17 protein-coding genes, 1 tRNA gene, 2 pseudogenes and 1 CRISPR repeat array are annotated in these 21,469 nt (G+C 40.6%); of the genes and pseudogenes, 6 read left to right on the forward strand and 14 right to left on the reverse strand.

Features of this window, described 5'->3' with window-relative positions; all coding sequences use genetic code 11:
• Positions 1 to 5: 5 nt before the first annotated feature.
• The 5 genes and pseudogenes from DXB54_RS01260 to DXB54_RS12145 all read right to left on the reverse strand — a co-directional run.
• On the reverse strand, positions 6 to 704 hold the full coding sequence (locus tag DXB54_RS01260; RefSeq protein WP_021938194.1) for an ABC transporter ATP-binding protein: 699 nt from the start codon (positions 702 to 704) through the stop codon (positions 6 to 8).
• 53 nt (positions 705 to 757) lie between these two features.
• Entirely contained in the window at positions 758 to 1,801 is a 1,044-nt protein-coding gene (locus DXB54_RS01265) for a helix-turn-helix domain-containing protein (protein WP_021938195.1), read from the reverse strand.
• 241 nt (positions 1,802 to 2,042) lie between these two features.
• Entirely contained in the window at positions 2,043 to 2,912 is an 870-nt protein-coding gene (locus tag DXB54_RS01270) for a hypothetical protein (RefSeq protein ID WP_118694020.1), read from the reverse strand.
• Positions 2,896 to 3,033: pseudogene (locus tag DXB54_RS01275) on the reverse strand (family 1 glycosylhydrolase); the annotation flags it as partial. The pseudogene DXB54_RS01275 and the gene DXB54_RS01270, both read right to left, overlap by 17 nt.
• 31 nt (positions 3,034 to 3,064) lie before the next feature.
• Positions 3,065 to 3,214, reverse strand: a pseudogene (locus tag DXB54_RS12145) (family 1 glycosylhydrolase); the annotation flags it as partial.
• A gap of 392 nt (positions 3,215 to 3,606) precedes the next feature.
• Between DXB54_RS12145 and DXB54_RS01285 the strand changes: the two are divergent.
• Positions 3,607 to 4,584, forward strand: coding sequence for a hypothetical protein (locus tag DXB54_RS01285; protein ID WP_021938198.1), 978 nt, complete (start codon positions 3,607 to 3,609; stop codon positions 4,582 to 4,584).
• Positions 4,585 to 4,736: 152 nt separating this feature from the next.
• Positions 4,737 to 5,233: direct repeats of the CRISPR family, unit length 36 nt; unit sequence GTTTAAGACATATCATAAATTACAAGGTTCTCAAAC.
• Between the two features lie 73 nt (positions 5,234 to 5,306).
• Here the strand turns inward: DXB54_RS01285 and csn2 are convergent.
• From csn2 to cas9, 4 genes are read right to left on the reverse strand one after another with little or no spacing between them, the layout of a single operon-like run.
• Complete coding sequence (gene csn2, locus DXB54_RS01290) at positions 5,307 to 5,981, reverse strand: type II-A CRISPR-associated protein Csn2 (RefSeq protein ID WP_021937890.1); 675 nt, start codon at positions 5,979 to 5,981, stop codon at positions 5,307 to 5,309.
• On the reverse strand, positions 5,978 to 6,298 hold the full coding sequence (cas2, locus tag DXB54_RS01295) for a CRISPR-associated endonuclease Cas2 (protein WP_279220688.1): 321 nt from the start codon (positions 6,296 to 6,298) through the stop codon (positions 5,978 to 5,980). The genes csn2 and cas2 overlap by 4 nt, the downstream gene beginning before the upstream one ends.
• Positions 6,288 to 7,160: a type II CRISPR-associated endonuclease Cas1 gene (cas1, locus tag DXB54_RS01300; protein WP_021937888.1), complete on the reverse strand. Its 873-nt coding sequence runs from the start codon at positions 7,158 to 7,160 to the stop codon at positions 6,288 to 6,290. Before cas1 ends, cas2 begins: the two co-directional genes overlap by 11 nt.
• A gap of 3 nt (positions 7,161 to 7,163) precedes the next feature.
• Positions 7,164 to 11,222 (reverse strand): type II CRISPR RNA-guided endonuclease Cas9, encoded by a 4,059-nt coding sequence (cas9, locus tag DXB54_RS01305; protein ID WP_118694022.1) that lies wholly within the window; start codon positions 11,220 to 11,222, stop codon positions 7,164 to 7,166.
• Between the two features lie 306 nt (positions 11,223 to 11,528).
• On the opposite strand from cas9, the gene DXB54_RS01310 reads away from it, so the two are divergent.
• The 3 genes from DXB54_RS01310 (at position 11,529) to DXB54_RS01320 (ending at position 14,811) form a co-directional block, all read left to right on the forward strand.
• On the forward strand, positions 11,529 to 12,134 hold the full coding sequence (locus DXB54_RS01310) for a hypothetical protein (RefSeq protein WP_021937886.1): 606 nt from the start codon (positions 11,529 to 11,531) through the stop codon (positions 12,132 to 12,134).
• A 134-nt stretch (positions 12,135 to 12,268) separates the two neighbouring features.
• Positions 12,269 to 13,630: an MBOAT family O-acyltransferase gene (locus DXB54_RS01315; RefSeq protein WP_330426329.1), complete on the forward strand. Its 1,362-nt coding sequence runs from the start codon at positions 12,269 to 12,271 to the stop codon at positions 13,628 to 13,630.
• 11 nt (positions 13,631 to 13,641) lie between these two features.
• Positions 13,642 to 14,811 (forward strand): DHHW family protein, encoded by a 1,170-nt coding sequence (locus DXB54_RS01320; RefSeq protein ID WP_021937884.1) that lies wholly within the window; start codon positions 13,642 to 13,644, stop codon positions 14,809 to 14,811.
• Positions 14,812 to 14,880: 69 nt separating this feature from the next.
• Here the strand turns inward: DXB54_RS01320 and DXB54_RS01325 are convergent, their stop codons facing one another.
• From DXB54_RS01325 to DXB54_RS01340, 4 genes are all read right to left on the reverse strand, one after another.
• Positions 14,881 to 15,888, reverse strand: coding sequence for a hypothetical protein (locus tag DXB54_RS01325; protein ID WP_118694023.1), 1,008 nt, complete (start codon positions 15,886 to 15,888; stop codon positions 14,881 to 14,883).
• Between the two features lie 2 nt (positions 15,889 to 15,890).
• A complete protein-coding gene (locus tag DXB54_RS01330; RefSeq protein WP_021937882.1) occupies positions 15,891 to 16,784 on the reverse strand; it encodes a radical SAM protein in 894 nt (297 codons plus the stop codon).
• A complete protein-coding gene (locus tag DXB54_RS01335) occupies positions 16,777 to 17,634 on the reverse strand; it encodes an undecaprenyl-diphosphate phosphatase (protein ID WP_021937881.1) in 858 nt (285 codons plus the stop codon). The genes DXB54_RS01330 and DXB54_RS01335 overlap by 8 nt, the downstream gene beginning before the upstream one ends.
• 63 nt (positions 17,635 to 17,697) lie before the next feature.
• Positions 17,698 to 18,525, reverse strand: a complete 828-nt coding sequence (locus tag DXB54_RS01340; protein WP_021937880.1) for an Mrp/NBP35 family ATP-binding protein — start codon at positions 18,523 to 18,525, stop codon at positions 17,698 to 17,700.
• Between the two features lie 250 nt (positions 18,526 to 18,775).
• On the opposite strand from DXB54_RS01340, the gene DXB54_RS01345 reads away from it, so the two are divergent.
• A complete protein-coding gene (locus DXB54_RS01345; protein WP_021937879.1) occupies positions 18,776 to 20,239 on the forward strand; it encodes an aminoacyl-histidine dipeptidase in 1,464 nt (487 codons plus the stop codon).
• 144 nt (positions 20,240 to 20,383) lie between these two features.
• Here the strand turns inward: DXB54_RS01345 and DXB54_RS01350 are convergent.
• Positions 20,384 to 20,456, reverse strand: a tRNA-Lys gene (locus tag DXB54_RS01350).
• A 362-nt stretch (positions 20,457 to 20,818) separates the two neighbouring features.
• Between DXB54_RS01350 and trmB the strand changes: the two genes are divergently transcribed.
• The gene (trmB, locus tag DXB54_RS01355; RefSeq protein WP_118694480.1) at positions 20,819 to 21,463 is read left to right on the forward strand and encodes a tRNA (guanosine(46)-N7)-methyltransferase TrmB; all 645 of its coding nucleotides are present in this window, start codon (positions 20,819 to 20,821) and stop codon (positions 21,461 to 21,463) included.
• Positions 21,464 to 21,469 lie beyond the last annotated feature (6 nt).

A 21,469-nucleotide genomic window follows, 5' to 3' on the forward strand; every position in this document is an offset into this window, starting at 1 on the left:
ACCCCTTACAGTGCCAGCTCAGAAGCAGGGAGCTTATTTTCATTTGCAGTGTTAGATGAAACCTTGCCGTCTTTTATCTTTATTACGGCGTCAGCCATGCCTGCGATGGCTTCATTGTGGGTAATGATGGCTATTGTGGTTCCAAACTGCTGGTTTACCTTCTCTATGAACTTAAGTACTGTTCTTGAGGTCTTGGAATCCAGTGCACCGGTAAGCTCATCGCAGAGCAGGAGCTTTGGATTTTTTATAAGGGCTCTTGCTATGGCAACTCGCTGCTGCTGGCCGCCTGACAGCTCATTTGGAAATCTATCCCTGTACTTGTCAATGTCCAGCGCCTGCATAACCTCATCTATATCCAGAGGCTTGTCTGCAATATCTGAAACAACCTGTATATTCTCCTTCACGGTAAGATCCGGGATAAGGTTATAGAACTGGAACACGAAGCCCACATCTGTCTTGCGGTACTTTGTAAGATCTGCTGCCTTAAGTCCCGATATCTCTCTGCCATCTACAGTGATGGTACCCTCGTCAAGGCTGTCCAGTCCCCCAAGCATGTTGAGCATGGTACTTTTTCCCGAACCGGAAGGTCCCAGGATAACATATACCTTACCCTTCTCCAGTGATATGTCCGCACCGTCCAGTGCATGAACCTCACTCTCTCCCTTTCCATAGCTTTTTCTTCCATTTTTCATCTGAATAAACATCTCATCTTCCTCCACTTTTTTAGAAGTTTTCTATTAGCAGGTGATCTTCCTGATTACTCCTCTGTTTTTGATAAATTAAGCCTTCTGTACTCAAGGGGCGTATGACCGTATTTTCTCTTAAATACATTTCCGAATTTGCTCTGGCTTTCATAGCCTACAGAAAGTGCGATATCCGCCACCGACCGATTAGTTTCCGCCAACAGCCGGGCCGCCTCCTGCATTCTTGCTTCCTGCATGTACCGCTTGATGGTACTTCCATAGGCGATCTCAAAATATTTGTTTAAGGATACTCCGCTTATGCCGTATTTTTTCTCAAGCTCCGCCATGGTGATATCCTCACCGATATGCTCTTCACACATGTCATGTATTTCCCTGACTATCTTCCTCTGACCCTTTGTCAGGTAATATTGCCTGTCTGAAACCTTGATCTCCTCAGTCTGTATCTTGTTCAGCAGATTTATGGTTGATACCAGATAATTTTCCTTTCTCGCTGTACCTTCCCGTATCATCCCCCCCAGATCCTCAAATGCATATCTGAGCTTCTCGGAACAGGTTCCTATGTAATAGTCATTATCCTTATCATAGGCCTCCCTGAATTCCTCCATATCTATTCCCAACCGTTTCAGCATATCCCCATCTTCCCTGCTGATATAGTCAAGGCTTATGATTATCTCCATGCCGCCGTATGCCTTGTCGTAGAAATTAAAATCCTTTTGTGCCTCCTGCTTCCACTCGATACACATTATCCCCGGCTGCATGTAGGCATATCTGCCACTTCCCACGATGATCTCCGCACGTCCCTTTGTGCAGTAGTGGATGATCGCCATATTTGCCACTGCGTGAGCCTTATCCTGCCCCGGTATACTGTTGGAGCAGCCAATGTAATACTCCAGCAGCTCTATTCCCTCCATAGGCAGGGCAAAATTCATATATTCGCCGTTTTGTCCCATTTTGGAATGTATGATCCCACCGGGAAGCTCCACTATATTGTCCTTTATCTTCTCAAGATAATATGAAACCATCTCTTCCGGAATACGCTTTATCATCCGCTGCATATAGGCATTTTTGCTGATAATTTCCTGTATTTTCTCGTCCATATACTCTCCTGTTTGTCTTGTTATATTACTCTAACTTTTGTTCGTTTTATCTATCTAGTTTGTTATAACATGCCCTAAAGCAAATTTCTATTCCATTTTTCTGTTTTTATTCCATTTTTAAAGACAAAAAATGACCCGGTCACTTTTTACATGATCGGGTCATTTTTTTATCATATTGATGTCTGTGAAATTATTACGCTGCAGCTCCCTTAAAACAATTTCAAATGGTTGCTGCTCTATTTTACTTTGCTCCGGTTACCATGGTTATACCAAGAACCACCACCGCAGCACATGCCAGCATTCCCGTAACTCCGTTCATTCTCATTACAAGAGCCGAGCCATTCTTGCCAAATGCGGAGAACAGGGCAGTCTGGGTTGATAATACCGACACCATTGCGTCTGCATATCCGATATTTCTGATACCCATAACCGCCGGAGACTGAAGCCGCCTTGCTTTTACCATATTCACGCTTGCCATTATCATTTTCACAAGTGTATATATTCCTACAACATAGGTTACATACAGTGGGTAGCTCTTTCCCTTTCCGTTATGGACGATCATTACCACCATGCTGAACAGGGCAAGGCTCATTACTATAAGCAGATACCCGCTCTGGGTAAATATATCCAGTATCTTGTTCTGGTCATATCTGCCCTTGCGGCTGAAATACTCATATCCAACAAATCTGAACCTCATACTTCCCAGGAGTCCGTAATACACCGCCAGGGAAATATACCAGGCTGACAGAGTTCTTATCCCTACATATCCGTTAAAGACCATGAACACGATATTTAACAACATTCCCGGCACCGCCAGCACAACCGTCCTGTCGCTGTAATTGTGGGTAACCTTGTCCAGAAACGGATGATTTCTGGTGATCCTGTCAGTGAACAGGTTTACACTGTTCTTAAAATACAGATAAAGGTATAGGAATGAGATGACCACCAGAATAAATGCCACCACATGGGTAACTACACCCGCCCACTTTGGCAATGCCACAAGCTGGCTTCCTATAACTGCAAATACCCCTGCAAATATTGCCAGCAGGTACAGGCATACCCGGTATTTCCATTTTAGTTTCGGTACTTTTTCTCTAAATTTCTTCCCCATTTGTCTCTATTACCTTCTTATACCAGAAGAACGAGTCCTTCTTCTTTCTGGACAGATCTCCGGTCCCATCGTCGTATTTGTCCACATACACCATGCCATATCGCTTCGCCACCTCTCCTGATTGTTATCCTCTTGGGAATTGTGTGTGAGCCATTGGTGCAATGATCCGATACCGACGCACCTTTTCCGTCCACATTCCACGCACCTTCATACTGATTGGCTGCTGTCGCGCCTCCCCATAAAAAGTCTCTCCTGAATGCCATAATAAGTTTCTCCTGTTCCCTTTTCCTTAAGTATACCATTGCAGATAAAATGTTCCAATTTATTTTTGTCGGAGTTGGTAAATAATAGGATATTGCTTATTTGCTTTGTTCGGATGGATATGACAGGGCACTGCAAATTATACAAATCGTATACAAATTTTATCATCAGTTTTGATTTGATCAAAAAGTGGGGATGGAAGTGCAAATTTTAGCCATTTTGCAATTAATTTTATGCTAATTATGGCTTTTTTTAGAATTTTTTCTCCACTTCTGTTTGTTTTTACATAGATTGGCCACCACAAAGTCAGTAGACATTTTTACAGTCATTGAAATTTTGACAATACGAGGAAATTAGTATATGGTGGGAATATGATAATTATCTCTTCTGATTGCAATCTAAAATTCTATAAACAAATCTTAAGGAGGAGAACTTGGCTTTTTACGACAAAGAAATAAAAAGAGTCTGTGAATCATGTCCAAGACTGTTAATTTTATTGATTAATTCCGTATTTTCCAAACATCATGCAGAAGACGCAGAAATAGTTTTTCTGGACAAAGAGCAGACCATTGACGCCAATGAAAATACCACTTATATGGATATGTTTCTGGAGATTGAAAACTGCAAATATCATATAGAATACCAGCTTTTGGAGGGGAATATGGCAATACGGATGGTTGAATATGGTATGAGGGAAACCATCCGCGGTTTGAGACAAAATGGAGACATATCCAGAGTTGCAGATGACAAATATGAAATAGAAATTGTTATGCCTCTACAGGCAGTAGTATTTCTAGCCGGTGCAAATAAAGAGGATAAGATCAGGGTAAATCTGCATTTGCCCGATGGCAATACTGTCACCTATGAATTACCATGTATATCTGCCAGCAAAACGGTCTCAGAACTTTCAAGAAAGAAAATGTATCTTTTAATCCCCTTCCAACAGGTACAGCTATACAGCAGAATGATCAGAGCCAGTCAATATGCTGAAAAAACTAAAATGAAGCTTGCAAAAGCATTATATAATTTCAGGATTAACGCAAAAACAGAATTGGATAATCTTTACAAGAATGATATACTTAATGCAAATGAAGTTGAGTTATTAATAACTTCATTACATAATATAGAAGATAATTTATTGAATAATGATGATCTAATTCGAGAGAGGGTGTCTGAAATGGGCGATGAAGATTATGTAGCATTAAGTGACCGACTTGTACAACAAGGCATTGAACAAGGCATTACACAGGGATATAATTCTGGTTTAAACGATGGCATAACCCAAACACTGAAACAACAAATTACAAAGAAACTTCAAAAGGGAAAATCCATTTTCCAGATAGCTGAAGAATGTGAATTGACCGAGGATGAGGTTCAAAAATATGTCAAAGAAATTGAGCAACAGATTTAATATTGTGTTTAATGCATGACGTAGAAAAAGAGGCAGTAATGCCTCTTTTTGTCACTTTTGTAAATGTACAAGGTTCTCATGAATATTCTTGCATCGAGAAACCATACAAGGTTCTCAAACCCCCCCACTCCAGTCGCTGCTGACCTTAAATAGTTTAAGACATATCATAAATTACAAGGTTCTCAAACCAGAGCGTAAGGCAATTTATATTGCAAAATGTTTAAGACATATCATAAATTACAAGGTTCTCAAACTAGGGTTCTTACAAGTCAAAAAATATAAAGTTTAAGACATATCATAAATTACAAGGTTCTCAAACTAATAATATCGGGGTCAATCTGTACGAGTCGTTTAAGACATATCATAAATTACAAGGTTCTCAAACCATCCATGCGGTTGAGATTGCGTCAATAAAGTTTAAGACATATCATAAATTACAAGGTTCTCAAACCAAGGCATTTGCGAATTCGATAACCTTACTGTTTAAGACATATCATAAATTACAAGGTTCTCAAACTGGTTGCCGTAAGTCTTTGCAAGGGGCTTTGTTTAAGACATATCATAAATTACAAGGTTCTCAAACACAATTTAATAAATTAGCTGGAGGGCTGTTGTTTAAGACATATCATAAATTACAAGGTTCTCAAACCTCAAACCTCAAACCTCAAATTGGTCATCACCGAACCCATACTACTTGTGATAGCTGTAATTTATGTACACTTTTATTTTATAATCAAACACCTGTCGCAGTCAATAATATGACTCCGATTTTTTACGTCTGTCAATTCCAACTCCCTCTGCTCAAGAAGTACAAGGTTTACCTTTTCATACTGAGCAGACTTGCATAGCTCCTGAAGTTCGTACTTTGTAAGAAAAGTAGACATGTTAAGCAAAAATACCACTTTTATTCCCAGCAATTCTGCCAACATCTTTATATACTGGATTAATTTATCTACCAGCTTTCCCTCTTCAAACTGAACCTTAACCTCATACAGCTTAAACAGCGTATTCCAGTCAAGATCCAGATTATACACAAAATTATCATATGGTGATCTTAAAATTACCTCATCCAGGATATTTACTATAGAAGAATTTATTTTCTCACGAAGTTCATCTAATCCTTCCGCACTGTCTCTCAGGACATTATATGCTTTACTTATAATTCTTTTCTCGTTGAAATCTACACCAAATGGATTGGAAATAAATTCAACTTTTTTATCCATTTTCAATGTATCGTTCTTTTCTGACAGCACAAAATTTCCAGCTTCTCCATCAAGCTGGGAAATTAACTCCTGAATAAATTCCGTGTATATATCCGGACCTTCTATAGAAATTATTTCAGTACGATTTTCTGCAAATTCTATGTCAATATTATAAGATACATTAACCAACCTCATAGAATTATCAACCTTTCATCACTTTCAAGAACATCCCCTATATGTTCTCCCAATACAAATTCCATCTTTGAAAATTGCTTTTCAGTTATCCTTAGCACCTGTATCAATCCCTCCGGGGGCTTATTCTTCCTTACTCCTTCAACAATCAGATCTGCTGCCGAAGCATTTTGTGCAAGCTTGCAATATATACTTTCCTGCATCATTAAAAAACCACTTTTGATCAGATATTTCCTGAATTTGGAATATTCCTTTCTGCCTGCAGCCGTCACCACCGGCAGATCAAACATTACAATCACTCTCATAAATCTATAACTCATTTTTATAAAACTTTATCAATGATACGTCCTTATCATTTAAGGCGTCAAATACACTACGACAATATACCTTTATAGCATTAGGCAGATATTCCAATCTGCCTGCAATATACAATTCCTTGTTGAAAATGTCCAACATAAACCTTTTTTCTTCAACCTCAAATGTCTGAGGCTCCAGCTCCATTACCATATCATCAACAATAGGTCTAAATGGCTCCATCAGATCTGACGCCAGATTAAATTGATTAAACATATTATCGTGAAAAAGTCCTATCTGGGTAATATAGCCATTTGCAACTACTTCTCTGTTAAATGTTGACAATATCAGGGAATACCCATAATTCAGTGCAGCATTTGTAGGATTTTCTTCTGTCCTGGTGAATTCCTTTCCAAATAGTGCATTGAAATACACTTTTGCCGCATGCCCCTCCCTGTTAGTGGCGTCTCCATATTCCATTTGCTCAACATATTCATACAGCATATGTGCTTCAGGTCTTCCATACACTTCCAGAACCCTTGCCTGCATTCGTATTTTCTCTGAAACTATTTCCGTCCATACAGATGCTTTATCATCTGCCGACCATTCACACTGTTTCCTTATTTTTGCACTTGTGTCATGACTACCATAATACGGCAACAGTTCCGATGAAGGATTTCTCTTCTCATCACAAAATATAACCTTTACCTTGTGTTTCACCAGCTCACTTAGCAAATACGCCGTCATAGAGACAGCCGTACTCTCCACAATGACTGTCCCTATTTCGTTCATATGTACCTTTGTAGTTTCTGCACCTCTGACTACCATATACCCCATCTGATAATCAAGCTTTGCATTCTTAGATACTACTATTGTTCTCCAACTCATATTTTATATAGTTAATAAATCTACCCTCTCTTCGTATATTCCAAGGACTGACTGGTTTATTAATAAAACTTCGCTGTAACTTGACAATACCTTATTGGGTTTCATCGTTCCCGTCTTTTTACTTGCACCAATCAACTCTAAATTTGCCCCATAATTTGTCTGCTGGGTAATACCAACTAATTGAAGTATAATTTCTGCCTGCTGTTTCAGAGATAAATTATTGAATTTATTCTCATCTAACTTATCTCCTATCGGATTAATCCTCTTTGCATATATACCGTTCACGAATTTGTCCTTTAACATCAGGAACACCTTACCATTTTCCTCCCTGGTGGCACCACATTCCTCATATATCTCTTCCTGAACATCCCGTTCCTTAAGCATCGCTAGGTTTTTAATATACTTTGCATCTTGATATGATATCTTAAGCTCCTCAGCATTACTTATTAATAATCTATTTTCTGATCTTCCCGTCAATAACACCTCAAATCCATTAACCCTAATCTTGGAATACATCTTTATACGTCTGTATCTTACACTAGGTTCCTTAAGTCCAAGCATTTCCCTGCAATATTCCTCCAACTGCTCCTTGGTGTTGTAATGATCCTTAAGATATAATGGTAATGCCTCCAGGGATCTAACCCGTTTTCCCTTCTCTGTATATTCAACCAAGAAGAAATATGTTCCCTTAACATCAGAATATCCTCCATATTTTTTCACATCAGATAACCGATTATCATTTAACTTAGATGGTATATACATATCCTTACTTGCTTCTTTTATACTGTTTGTTCCTATCAGGCTTACATTATACAATTTACCATGTCTCTCATAATTCATCCTGGTCACAAGTGGTGTGTTCCTTGCCATCACCTTACGCACTGTATCAATACTTTTCTCACCATCAATGCTCCATGCCGTGACACCATTTCTGGACACATTGTACTTGAACATCTTTGCCATGTTATATTTTTCTTTACCCTTCTCATAATCCTTTATGAAATTATATGGATTTCTGGTAAATTTAACATCGTACACATTTCCAACAACAATGTTCAGGTAAGCGTCATTTGCATGGTGGAAATTATTGATCATCCTGCACTTTATAAGATCAAACTCGTGTCTGAAATCACTTACATTCGGTGCCTTCACATATACAATGTCCGTATCAGGAAATGTCTGCTTAAACAGATCGGTGATAACCTTCGTTCCCTGTCTCGTCTCCACAAGCTGACGATTAATAAAGCCGACTCTCTCATCGTCAGAGAAACCATCAGTTCTCATTAATCGTTTAAGCTTCTCCTTTGTAATGAAACCACCATCAGCCAGTGCATGCCAAAAGCCCGCCATCTTACCTCTTATATCAGCCTCTATAGGGAATGTATCGCTCTTATGAGCATTCTTCTCCTTTTTAACCAGCACCATATTATTGTCGAGACTGTCATCCTTTACAAAGTGTCTTGGATAGATGTGGTCTATATCATACAGGTTATCCTTGAACAGATCACTAAGCTCTATCCTCTCACCTGTATACATACACCTGCCCTTCTGGGTATAGTAAAGATATAATTTCTTACTTCTGAACTGTCCCTCATCGGTTTCCTTTATGGCCTTCTGCCAGTCAAATGTATCATCCTTAACACTTCTGTACAGGTAAGCAAATTTACTCCTTCGGCTTTCAGTTCTCTTTTTCTCAGCATTTGGATCTCTCGCCATCTCGACAAATATCTTAGACGGACCATATCCCATAACCTTACAGATCTCCTTAAGTGCAAGTATGGTCTGCCAGGTCATCCTCTTTACCGGAGCAGATATATATAATTCATCCAGATCCTCATATTTGATCTCTCCAAGTAACTTGTCCACCGCCATTGATCTTTCACTTATCTCCTCTTTATATGTGAAGTTTCGACTCTCGATCAATTCCATGAGATTGTAATTTTCATTCCACATACGACCTATGACAGTATCGATCACTCCATCATCCTTACTGCAGCCCCGGGTTTCAAGAAGTGCCTTTGACAGTCTGCCCCAATCCTTGAACTTAAATCCCAGTATCCTCTTTAACTGATCCTTTGTAAGCTTGTCCTCCCCATAATTCTCAGTGATCTTCTGCTTCAGGAAAGACTTGGTATCACCATATAAAGTAGACCATTTTATAATATCCTCTGTCATTTTTTCCTGATCATATGTAAGAGTCTCCACTCCAAATACTGCGGCAAATTTTCCATAATTTGCAAGTCTGTTGGTGAAGTCTCCATCTATTCCGGATATAACAGGATCCTCTTTTGCTTCCACGTACCCATTTGTCTTAAGATACTCCTTCAGCTTTTTGGCAGTAACCTTCTTACCCGATTTAAACAGATCATTGTATATATTCTGCTTTAATTCCACTGATATCTTCTCACCATTTATCCTGAGATTGTTCAACTCATTCAGTAATGTAAATCTCTCATATAATAATGAATTCTTCGGAAGCACCTGCTCGCCATTAAGATATGTACACTTATTTACCATTCGTGAGATAAATTTCTCCGCAGACTCCTTGACATCTATCTTCTGCTCAAAATTCCACGGATATACCCTGCCGGATTCAAGCCTTACAGACCATACATTCTTACTCTTTGATTCCTCTCCCACCTTCTCGGCAATAGGTCCAACATAATATGGAATCTGGAACTCGAACATTTTAATGATCCTCTCAGAAACTGTATATCCGGACTCGTCCTTATCCAAAAGAAATGGCAGATAGCTTTCAGCATTTTTTAGGATCTTCTTCATTTCCTTTTTGTGCACCTGGTTAGGAATCACTCCATTAGACGCCGTAAGCTGTTTTGGGAGAAATGTTTCCTTGCTGATCTCCTGAAGCACATATTCTCTATCCTGTGATTCCGGCATTTTGGACACAAGAGTACTCACCTTCTTAAAGAAAGCGTCTCTGTCACATTTTGCCCCACGTCTCACAGGTCCATTCTTATAATTCACAGATCCAACATACGCACTGTAATTATCATTTGCCATCTCCCTGAACATTCCATAGTACTCACCGGGAGCATTTTCTTTTATGAGCTTTTTAAGTATTGCCAGGTCTTTTCCGTGTTTCTCATAGGAATCCACCCTTGCAAACGAGAGATATTCGTATCCCTTCATAATATTTGCAAGGACGCAGTGATCGTGTATCTCCTTTATCTGCATAAATATGTCAAACTGCTCTTCCCCGAGAATATTCTCCACAGCAGTAACCTTTTCATCAAAACTGCTATCCCTGAAAGAAATACTGAAATTCTTCGCCTCATCATCCTCTGTATTCACTGCAAATAAATTACTGAGTTTTCCCTTAAGACCGCATGTAAGTTTCCATATTTCAACTATATTCTTATCCTTGGACTTGGAAAGATTTAAGCTTTCTATGATAAGCTCCACTCTCCTGCTGGCAGAATATTCCTTGGAAGTCAGAATATTCTTCAACTTGTCATAATCATCTATATCAGGCAGCTCAAGTTCCATATACTGGCTTATGTCTGATCTCAGGTTTTCATACATCTCTTCTATACTACCGGTACTGCCCTCTCCGATATTGGAGTTCAGGAAATGACCTCTGTGCTTATACATATTCAGAAGCGCAAGAAATACAAGCCTCACATCATGAGGTTCTTTGGAAGTGAGCAATTCTTTTCTAAGATAGAATACCGTAGGATACTGTTCATAATAGTCCTTATCCGTATATCCATTCCCTGCAAATAAAGCAAATGGCTGCTTTACTATCTTATCCTCTTCGCAATATTTACTGTCATCAAGCCGCTGATAAAATCCTGGATCAACCGCCTCTATGGCCGGTGCAAATACCATTCTGAGATATCCTTCCCTGGCACGTTCCCTTGCCAGTCTCCTTTTGGCAACCCTGTTTGTTCTTCTTTCAGCGGCGGTATTTGCCGTGTCAAATAATCTCACTCCCCACAGATCTTTTCCTTTTCTTCTTATCAATCTGTATTTTTCATCAGTAACAGCCCAACCAAGAGAAGCTGTACCCATATCAAGCCCCACATAATATCTTTCGTTCATAACATTCCTCCCACTTACTGGCACGGCTCACGAAGTGATGGCGTGCTATCCTTTTTCATGTGTCATTTGACACTTTTTTATTTCCCATTTTGTTTGACTTTTATATCCCCACATGCTAAAATTTAGTCATACATAAATTACAAGGTGAGTTCAAATAAGGATTTTATCCGACATCGCCGTAAGGTTAGCATTGTGCGACAGAAAAGACTTCTTCGGAAGTCTTTTTTATTGTAACATCTGTGTGTTTTTATTTCAATAACATTGTAATTTATTGTTATATATATTTAGATTAAGGGGGTACATCACATGAAACTTGCAGAAGGCGTTCAGACAGACCAATCATTTTCAAATTTCACAAACGAAAACGATGACTATGCCACACTTATAGAAATGGTGTCACAGGCAAAGAAAAAAATAGAATATACAAAGAATGTATATACAAGCGAGCTTCAGGGAATACCAAAACGTAGAAAGGGATATCTCAACACTTTGATAGTAAACGGATTTTTTCTTATTCTGATTGTATTGTTCATAGCATTTTTCAAAGCAACCATGGCGTCAGGAGGCGGTATCATGTTCCAGGCAGTAGAAACCTGGATAGCCGTAGGTGTCATGATCATTGCCTTGGGATATATGATCATAAGAACCATAAAATCAGCCATCGTCTATCTTATGAACACAAAACCCGAAATACTTTCCGTGTATATAAAAAGGAAGGGGCTCAAAACTCTCTGTGATGAGGACAACTATTGCAGAAGCGTATTAAAGTACATGATTCAGTGTGAAAAAGCGGTTTCTGACATAGAAAAAGCCATGGCTGCCAAGACCGTGGACGTCCCTGCCTCAGAGGATATAATAACCAAATTCAATTTTGACATTCCTGACTTTAAATTCAATGCCGGACGTTGTTGACACTGACAGGTTTTAATCATATAATTCAACAATGAATTGATTAACACATCTTAATAGGTAGGAAAATTATGGTTTTTTCAAGCTTAACATTTTTATATTTATTTCTCCCTTTTGTTCTGGTGTTCTACTACATAATGCCAAAACAACTGCGGAACCTCTTCATACTTATCACCGGTCTGTTCTTCTACGCATGGGGTGAACCAATATATGTGTTCATAATGATCGCCTCCACCCTCATAGACTACTTCGCCGGACTGGTCATCTACAAATTCGGTGGAAATAAAACCACCAGAAAACTGGCACTCATTGTGTCTGTAGTCATGAACCTTTCATTGTTAGGCTTCTTCAAATACAGCAATTTCATAGTAGAAAATATCAACAACATCTTCCACACAAGCTTCGGTGCCCCAACCACACTGCTGCCTATAGGTATCAGCTTCTTCACCTTCCAGTCCATGTCATACACCATTGACCTGTACCGTGGAAACATAGAAGTCCAGAAAAATCCTATAACATTTGCAGCATTTGTAACCCTGTTTCCACAGATAGTTGCCGGTCCTATCGTAAGATACGAGGATGTGGCAGCAGAACTTAAGGAAAGACATCTGGATCTTGATACCATATGGCATGGTATCCTCCGTTTCTGTGCAGGTATAGGTAAGAAGGTCTTAATTGCAAATAACATCGGAACCCTGTGGGATTCGGTAAAAGTAATGGATATCAATACCGTTCCGGTTGCCACCGCATGGCTTGGGATTGCGGCGTATACCCTTCAGATTTATTTTGATTTCTCAGGATATTCAGATATGGCAATAGGTCTTGGCGAAATGCTTGGCTTCCATTTCCCTGAGAACTTCAACTACCCATACATGAGCAAGAGTATCTCCGAATTCTGGAGAAGATGGCACATGACACTGTCAGAGTGGTTTAAGAGCTATGTTTATTTCCCTCTGGGAGGCAGCAGAAAAGGCTTCGGCAGAACTATTTTCAATACTGCTGTTGTATGGCTTCTCACCGGAATATGGCATGGTGCAAGCTGGAACTTCATCACCTGGGGTGTAATGTACGGAATACTCATAATCATTGAGAAGCTTGTGATAACACTCCTGAAAAAGAAAAACAAAGAATACATTCTTGATAAGATCCCCGGATTTATCAAGCACATATACGCAATGCTGCTTGTTATGCTGGGCTGGGTTCTCTTCGACACAAAGGATCTGCCAACAGCATTTTCATATATGAAGCGGATGTTCAGCTTCGGCAGTACATTTGCAGACGAGCACACAGTGTACTTCCTGATGAACTTCGGATTGCTCTTCGTGATCGCCATCATCGGATGTACAAGCCTTGTGAAAAATCTGGCACAGAAGTTCACCGCTAAGGTGCCTTCCTGTTCCCATGTTTTGTCGGTTGTTTATATGATCGTGATTATGCTCATTGCCACATCTTATCTGGTAGACGCAAGCTATAATCCATTCCTTTATTTTAATTTCTAGGGGGTGAGGATATGCATAAAAAGATAGGAATCGCATTGTTTTTCGTAATACTGATCGGGCTTCCGGTCATGACATTTACACATCTTCCAAAGGACAAGAAGCCATTCTCTGAAAATGAGAACCGCTATCTGGAGGAATACCCGGAGGTTTCCCTTGAGTCCATAAAGAGCGAAGACTTCATGAACGGCTTTGACAAATGGTTCTCCGACCGCTTCTACGGAAGGGAAAACTGGATCTCCACCAAGAACAAGGTTGAAACTGCCATTGGCAAATCCGAGATCTCAACGGTCTACACCAAGGATGACCAGATGATGCAGCTCATATCCACAAATAGTGATATCGGCACCGGATGTGATTACAAAGACCTTGATAAAAATGTAAATGTCATCAATACATTTGCAGAGGAAAATCCCGATATACCGGTATATTTCATGCTATGTCCTACATCAGTGGGAATATATGGCGAGGATCTGCTGCCGGATTATCTTAAGAACGTAACTGAAGATGAGCAGGACGTCATAGATTACTGCTACAACAAATTAGATAATGTAACCGGAATTAATATAATTGACGCTTTAAAGGCTTCCAAGGATCAGTATATCTACTACAGAACTGACCACCACTGGACATCCCTTGGCGCATACATTGCATACAATGCCGCCGGCGATCAGCTTGGATACACACCATACTCTATTGATGATTTCACCAAAACTGTAGGCAGTGAAAGCTTCCAGGGAACCCTCTTCTCAAAGACCCTTGACCAGTCTGTGAAGAAGGATGAGATCGACATGTACACCCTGGCAGACGGCTCGGTTTCCACCACCATGGAGATTTCAAACGGCGTCACAACCACAGAGCATGACGGCATTTTCTACAAGGAATACCTGGACGTCAAGGACAAATACAGTACCTTCACAGGTCAGAACGCTGCCTGTGTGACCTTTAAGAACAAAGGGGTAAGTAATGGTAAGTCCCTCCTTATAATCAAGGACAGCTACGCCAACTCCCTTATCCAGTTCCTGTCATGCAACTATGAAACCATCACAATGCTTGACATGAGATACACAAACCTGTCCTACAGCGACCTTGTTAATGTAGCCGATTACGACCAGGCAGTGTTTATATATAATTGTATAACATTTGCTGAGGATACAAATCTGGCGAAGTTGAATTTGAAATAAAATATAGATAATTTTCGAGGAATTAAGATAATAGAAAACCCCACGAGTTGCGACCTCGTGGGGTTTTTGTTACTTCCTGTTAAATATCTGTCCCTTCAGGTACTCCAACCACTTCTCCTCTGCTGCCTTAAACTCCGGGATCTCATCAGAGAAGTCCTTCATCATTTCAAGCCCCTCATTTGCAATCCTTTCAGCCTCACCAGCATTGTTCTCAACATAATAAAGATAATAGTCATATATCCTCTTGTCATTACTGTCTACGCCTGCTTTTAGCAGCTTTTCCACATTGGTGTACATTCTCCTTGCCTTGCCGATCTTGTCAGGAGCATTGTAGAAATAACTGTAATAGAACAACATCTGCAGCTTGAGACTGTCATTTGTCAGGGTAGTCGTACTTCTCCTGTTGGTGCTGCGATTGATATTCTGCTCCCTCTCGCACCATTCATACCACTTAACTACCTCCGCCATAGTTGCCATATCTCCCATATACTCAGCCCTGAGAAGCCTGAAATTCTGGTACACCTCTTTGGCGGCCAGCGGTGCAGCATTAAATACCTTCGGATCCACATTGCAGTTCACGCCGGATATGGAGCCCTTTCTCTTAACCTCTGCAAATATATCATTGGTAATATAATGAAGCTCTGTGGCCTTGCTAAAGACTGAAAATGTGGTAAAAAGCATGCCAAGGAACATAAATCCGCCAAATACCAGCACATATTTCATAAAATATCCAAGATCACTGATGAAAAATCCCGGACACTTCCATATGACAAATACTATATTTGCAATGATAGTGCCAAATATAACCGCAGCGATCACCGACATGCACTTTTCTCTTCCCCTGGTCAGCCCCGTATTGTCATCCTGAAACTTAATATAGGGCTTGAAGCCGGTCCTTTTCACAACCCATTTCTCGTTGTTCCTACCGGTTCTGTGAAATAAAATTCCAAATAAATTCACTGATATAGTTTTAGCTCCAAAGGCTATATTTATCACATGTATTATCAACGTCCCTATTATAAGACTGACAAAAATTCCACTTATCATCCCTATCGCCATCATCAGTGCACCATACATATTTATACCCCCGTACAATCAAATTCAGGTATAAAGCTGTCCTCAGCAGCCTCCTCTTCCTGAATAAATCCATTTTCAACCCCAAGCTCTATTGCATAATCCACCAGCTCATTGTACTCATCAAAGTCCACCTTGTGTGCAAGTTCCGGATACTTCTCTTCGATACCCGGCATAGGCGTATACTGGCTCATTATGCTTATGTAGATATCATTTCCATAGGTCTCATAGAGATACTTTATCACCCTCTTTGAGTCCTCCATGCAGCCGGGAAGCAGCATATGTCTGACGATCACTCCCCGGGTCATTATCCCCTCATCATTGAAGCTCATCCTGTCTCCGCCCACCTGCTTCACCATTCTTTCAAGTCCCGGCTTCGCATACTCAGGATAATCCTCTGCCATGCTGTATTTTTTCGCAAGCTCTCCCGACATGTATTTGAAATCCGGCAGATAGATATCAATATATCCATCCAGCAGATCAATGATCTCAGGCTTCACATAGCCGCTGCAGTTATATACAAATGGCAGATCAAAGCCTCTTTCCCTTGCCATATCAATGGCCTTTATTATCTGGAGAACATAGTGATCCGGTGTGACGAAATTAATATTTAACGCCCCCTGGCTCTTAAGCTCAAAGAAGATCTCAACCAGCCTGTCCACTGTGATCTCCTTCCCCGCTTTTCCCCTTGAAATATTTATATTCTGACAGAATACGCACCCAAGAGAACAGCCTGAGAAGAATATGGCACCGGAGCCCTCTTCATTATAACCTGACAAACAGGGCTCCTCCCACATATGGAGAGCAGCCCTGGCTACCTTTAATTTATTTCCTACTCCGCAAAACCCCAAGGTATTCTCCCTGTCGGCTCCGCAATTTCTCGGACATAGATTACACATTTATCACTCCTGCAATTCCGCAAATAAGTACTATGGCTCCAAGTACTATCCTGTACCAGCCAAACACCTGAAAATCATGCTTCTTTATGTATGCCATAAGGAACTTAAGAACAACCATTGAAACAAGGAAGGACACTATGGTTCCCACCGCCAGTACTACAAGCTCAAGACTTGAAAATGCAAATCCAAACTTCACTATCTTAAGAAGACTTGCACCGAACATAACCGGTATGGCAAGGAAGAAGGTATATTCCGCAGCCACCTTTCTTGACACGCCGATAAGCAGTGCACCAACAATGGTAGCTCCTGAACGGGATGTGCCCGGAAATACTGCCGCAATAACCTGGAAGATACCTATCAGTATGGCTGTATTGTAGCCGATCTCCGACAGTGCATTTACCTTTGAGCTTCTGCCCTTGTTCCATCTCTCAATGATGATGAAAGCCACACCAAACACAATAAGTGCAATAGATACGCACACAGGATTGTAGAATAACCTGTTGAACAAGTCGTCGAACAATATGCCTATGACAGCCGCAGGAACACAGGATACCAGGATCTTGAACCACATAGACCATATATCCTTCTTAAATACAGAGGCAAATCCTGTCTCGCCGTTTCTTGCTTTTCTGGTAAATGCAAATGGCCATATCTGGCTCCAGAACAACACAACCACCGCCATAATGGCACCAAGCTGGATAACCACATCAAACATATCAAAGAAATTCTCACTTACTCCCTTAAACGGCAGGAAATTTTCCACAAGAATGAGATGTCCTGTACTGCTTATGGGCAGCCATTCAGTAATTCCCTCTACTATACCGTATATGATTGCTTTTAAAATCTCCATTTTCCTATTTCCCTTTTTATTGTTTATTTTATCTTATTCACACATAGAAAGCTTATTACTACATTAGCTCCTGCTTAAGATCTCCGCTATCTTCTTAAGGTCCGTCTCAGGCATATCCTCAATACGTCCCTTATCCTCAAGCTCTGCGATCTCAGGATTTATAGGAAGTCTCACTGCATCCTTTATGCCGAACATATCCTTCACATATAACAGCTTGCTCTCGCCGAATATATTGTGTCTCTTGCCACAGTCAGGACATTCGAAATAAGACATATTTTCCACCATGCCAAGCACAGGTATATCCATCTGATCAGCCATACGCACCGCCTTGGCAACGATCATTGATACCAGATCCTGAGGAGTTGTAACAACGATAACTCCGTCAAGAGGAAGAGACTGGAACACTGTAAGGGGCACATCTCCGGTTCCCGGAGGACAATCCACGAACATAAAGTCTATGTCTCCCCATATAACATCACTGAAGAACTGCTTAACTGTTCCTGCAATTATAGGACCTCTCCACAGCACAGGAGCTGTCTCATCGCCAAGCAACAGATTTATGGACATGATCTTTATCCCTGTCTTTGTCTCCACGGCATAAAGAGCGTCATCCGTTGCCTCTGGTTCCTCATATATACCAAACGCCTTAGGAACCGAAGGGCCTGTCATATCCGCGTCAAGAACCGCTGTCTTATAACCCATCCTCTGCATAAGAACCGCAAGACCACAGGTGACGGAAGACTTGCCAACGCCTCCCTTTCCACTTATTACTCCGATAACCTTCTTTATCTTAGAATTTTTATTTGCAGGTATGAGCATACTCTGATTTTCAGTTCTGCTCTCACATTCCTTCCCACAGGTACTGCAATTATGGGAACAATTCTCTGCCATTTTTATGCCTCCTTAAATCACTGGCACGGCATAGCGTGCTTTTCTTTTTCATATGTCATTTGACACTTTAAGTTTTTCTGCCATTTGACATCTTAAAATTTTCACTAATGCATAATTATATCCTATGATATATAATTATACCATCTATTTATAAAAAAACTGTCTGAGATTTCTTAACGAATTATATGCAGATCTTAAACAGTCACATAACAGGTCAATAAATTTATCATAGAAGGAGATGTATAAACACATGAAAGTATTATCATCACTGGAACCCCATAAGGTATTCGAGTATTTTGAGGAAATATGCTCTATCCCCCACGGCTCATCAAACACCAAAAAGATCAGCGACTATCTGGTAACATTTGCCAGGGAACACGATCTTAGATACATAAAGGATCAGTCAAACAACGTGATTATATTCAAGGACGGAACCCCGGGATACGAGGCTTCTGCCCCGGTAATGCTCCAGGGACACATGGATATGGTATGCGAGAAGGGCAAGGATTGCAATATCGACTTTGAACGTGACGGTCTGGAGCTTGTTCTTAAGGATGGTATTATCTCTGCAAATGGCACTACCCTGGGAGGCGATGACGGAATTGCCGTTGCCTATGCCCTGGCAATCCTTGACAGCAGCGACATACCGCACCCGCCTCTTGAGGCAGTATTCACAGTTGACGAGGAGATAGGCATGTTAGGTGCCGCCGCCATTGACTGTAGTCCATTAAAGTCAAAGATCATGCTTAACCTTGATTCAGAGGATGAAGGCTATCTGCTGGTAAGCTGTGCCGGTGGTGTAACTGCCGCAAGCCACATTCCTGTAAGTTTCATTCCTGCCGCAGACAAGACACTTATGTCCATTAATATATCAGGACTTCTGGGCGGTCATTCCGGCGTAGAGATAGACAAGAACAGGGCAAATGCAAATATCCTCTTTGGCCGTATCCTCTATACGTTAAATAGGAAGTTATCCTTCAATCTCGTATCCATAGAGGGGGGACTTAAGGACAACGCCATTGTTAAAACAGCTGTAGCTGTTATTGCTGTAAATGAATCCGATATACAGACAGTTAAGGATTGTGTCTCCCATATGGAAGACCTGTTCAAGCATGAGTATGTAGTGTCCGACCCAGATATAAAGGTTGCCGCAGAAATTACAGATTCATCATCCGAAGCAGCTGCAAATGATATGATGGATAACATTTCAACAAACCGTGTGATAGCTGCCCTTGTGAACATGCCTTACGGAATACAGGGTATGAGCTCCAACATAAAAGGCCTTGTGGAAAGCTCATTAAACCTTGGAATATTAAAGACCACCGACACAGAGGTTGTCCTCAGCTATTGTGTAAGGAGCAGCATTGCCAGCAGAAAGCAGGAAATGCTGGATAAGATCACCAGTCTCACTGAGCTTTTGTCAGGCTATGTGACCCTTACCGGTGACTACCCTGCCTGGGAGTATCGTCAGGACTCTCCTCTCAGAGACCTTATGAAAGATATATTCACAGAGCAATATGGAAGAGAGCCTGTCATCCAGGCATTACATGCCGGAGTAGAATGTGGTTTATTTGCAGGCAAGATACCTGACCTTGATTGCGTTTCCTTCGGGCCTGACATGAAAGATATCCACACTACAAATGAATCCATGGATGTGGAAAGTGTAAAACGAACCTGGGAATATACTCTCGAGATCTTAAAGAGGCTTAAATAAGATAAAATAAAATAATAAACCGAAAGCCGTCACCTGGAAATTGTACCTGTACAAGCTTCCACATGACGGCTTTTTATACTCCAGAATTTTTTTGCACAAAAAAATGGGCCCAACCATGATTATTCATAGTCAAGTCCAAATTAGTGGGCCGCCGGGGGCTCGAACCCCGCACACCCTGATTAAGAGTCAGGTGCTCTACCAAATGAGCTAGCGGCCCGTATTTCTTATTGTCTTCAGCAGTTCTGCCCGACAACATATAGGATTATACTACAGTCATTTTCAAAATGCAAGTACTTTTTTTATTTTTTTTTGAAATATTTTTATTTCAAAGTTTACTGCATTTTTCGACTGTTTTTCTCAGAACTACTTCACCGATTATACCATCTTTTAATAATAAATCAATAGATTTTTTGTTTTATTTTTAATACATTTTGCTTTCCGGAAGCATTAATAATGTTTGAATATGATTTCCTATTATGATATGATTATGGGTAGGTGTGCATTGCTTCTATGTATATTTGCAATGTACTGAATTTATTGAACAAGGATAATAATGATACTATATCATTTGGTAAATATATGAGATTAAGAAATGTAAAAGGCTCCCGTGAAAAGATAGCAGCCACCGACTACGTTATCCATGATGAGGAGACCATGAAAGGCCGCTGGCACGAAGTTTTTGGCAATGATAACCCTATCCATATAGAGATCGGCATGGGCAAGGGACAGTTTATCATGGAGCTTGCCAGACGCAATCCGGACATTAACTATATCGGTATAGAAAAGTATTCAAGCGTGCTGCTCCGTGCCCTTGAGAAGAGAGAGCTCGAGGAAGATATGCACAATCTTTACTTCATCCGCATGGACGCAGAATATATAGAGAAAGTATTTGATACAGACGAGGTATCAAGAATATACCTGAACTTCTCGGATCCATGGCCTAAGGACAGACATGCCAAGAGACGCCTGACATCCACCCATTTCTTCGGGTTCTACGACAAGATACTCATTCCGGATGGACAGGTTATCTTTAAGACTGACAATCGTGATCTGTTTGATTTTTCACTGGAACAGGTTCCCCTTGCCGGCTGGAAGCTGCTTAATTACACCTATGATCTTCATAACTCTGAGTACAATGAAGGCAACATTATGACAGAGTATGAAACAAAATTCTCAGCAATGGGCACGCCGATCAACCGTTTAGTGGCGTACAGAGACAAGTAGACAATT

Source organism: Coprococcus sp. OM04-5BH, assembly GCF_003482105.1.
Lineage (GTDB): Bacteria > Bacillota > Clostridia > Lachnospirales > Lachnospiraceae > Coprococcus.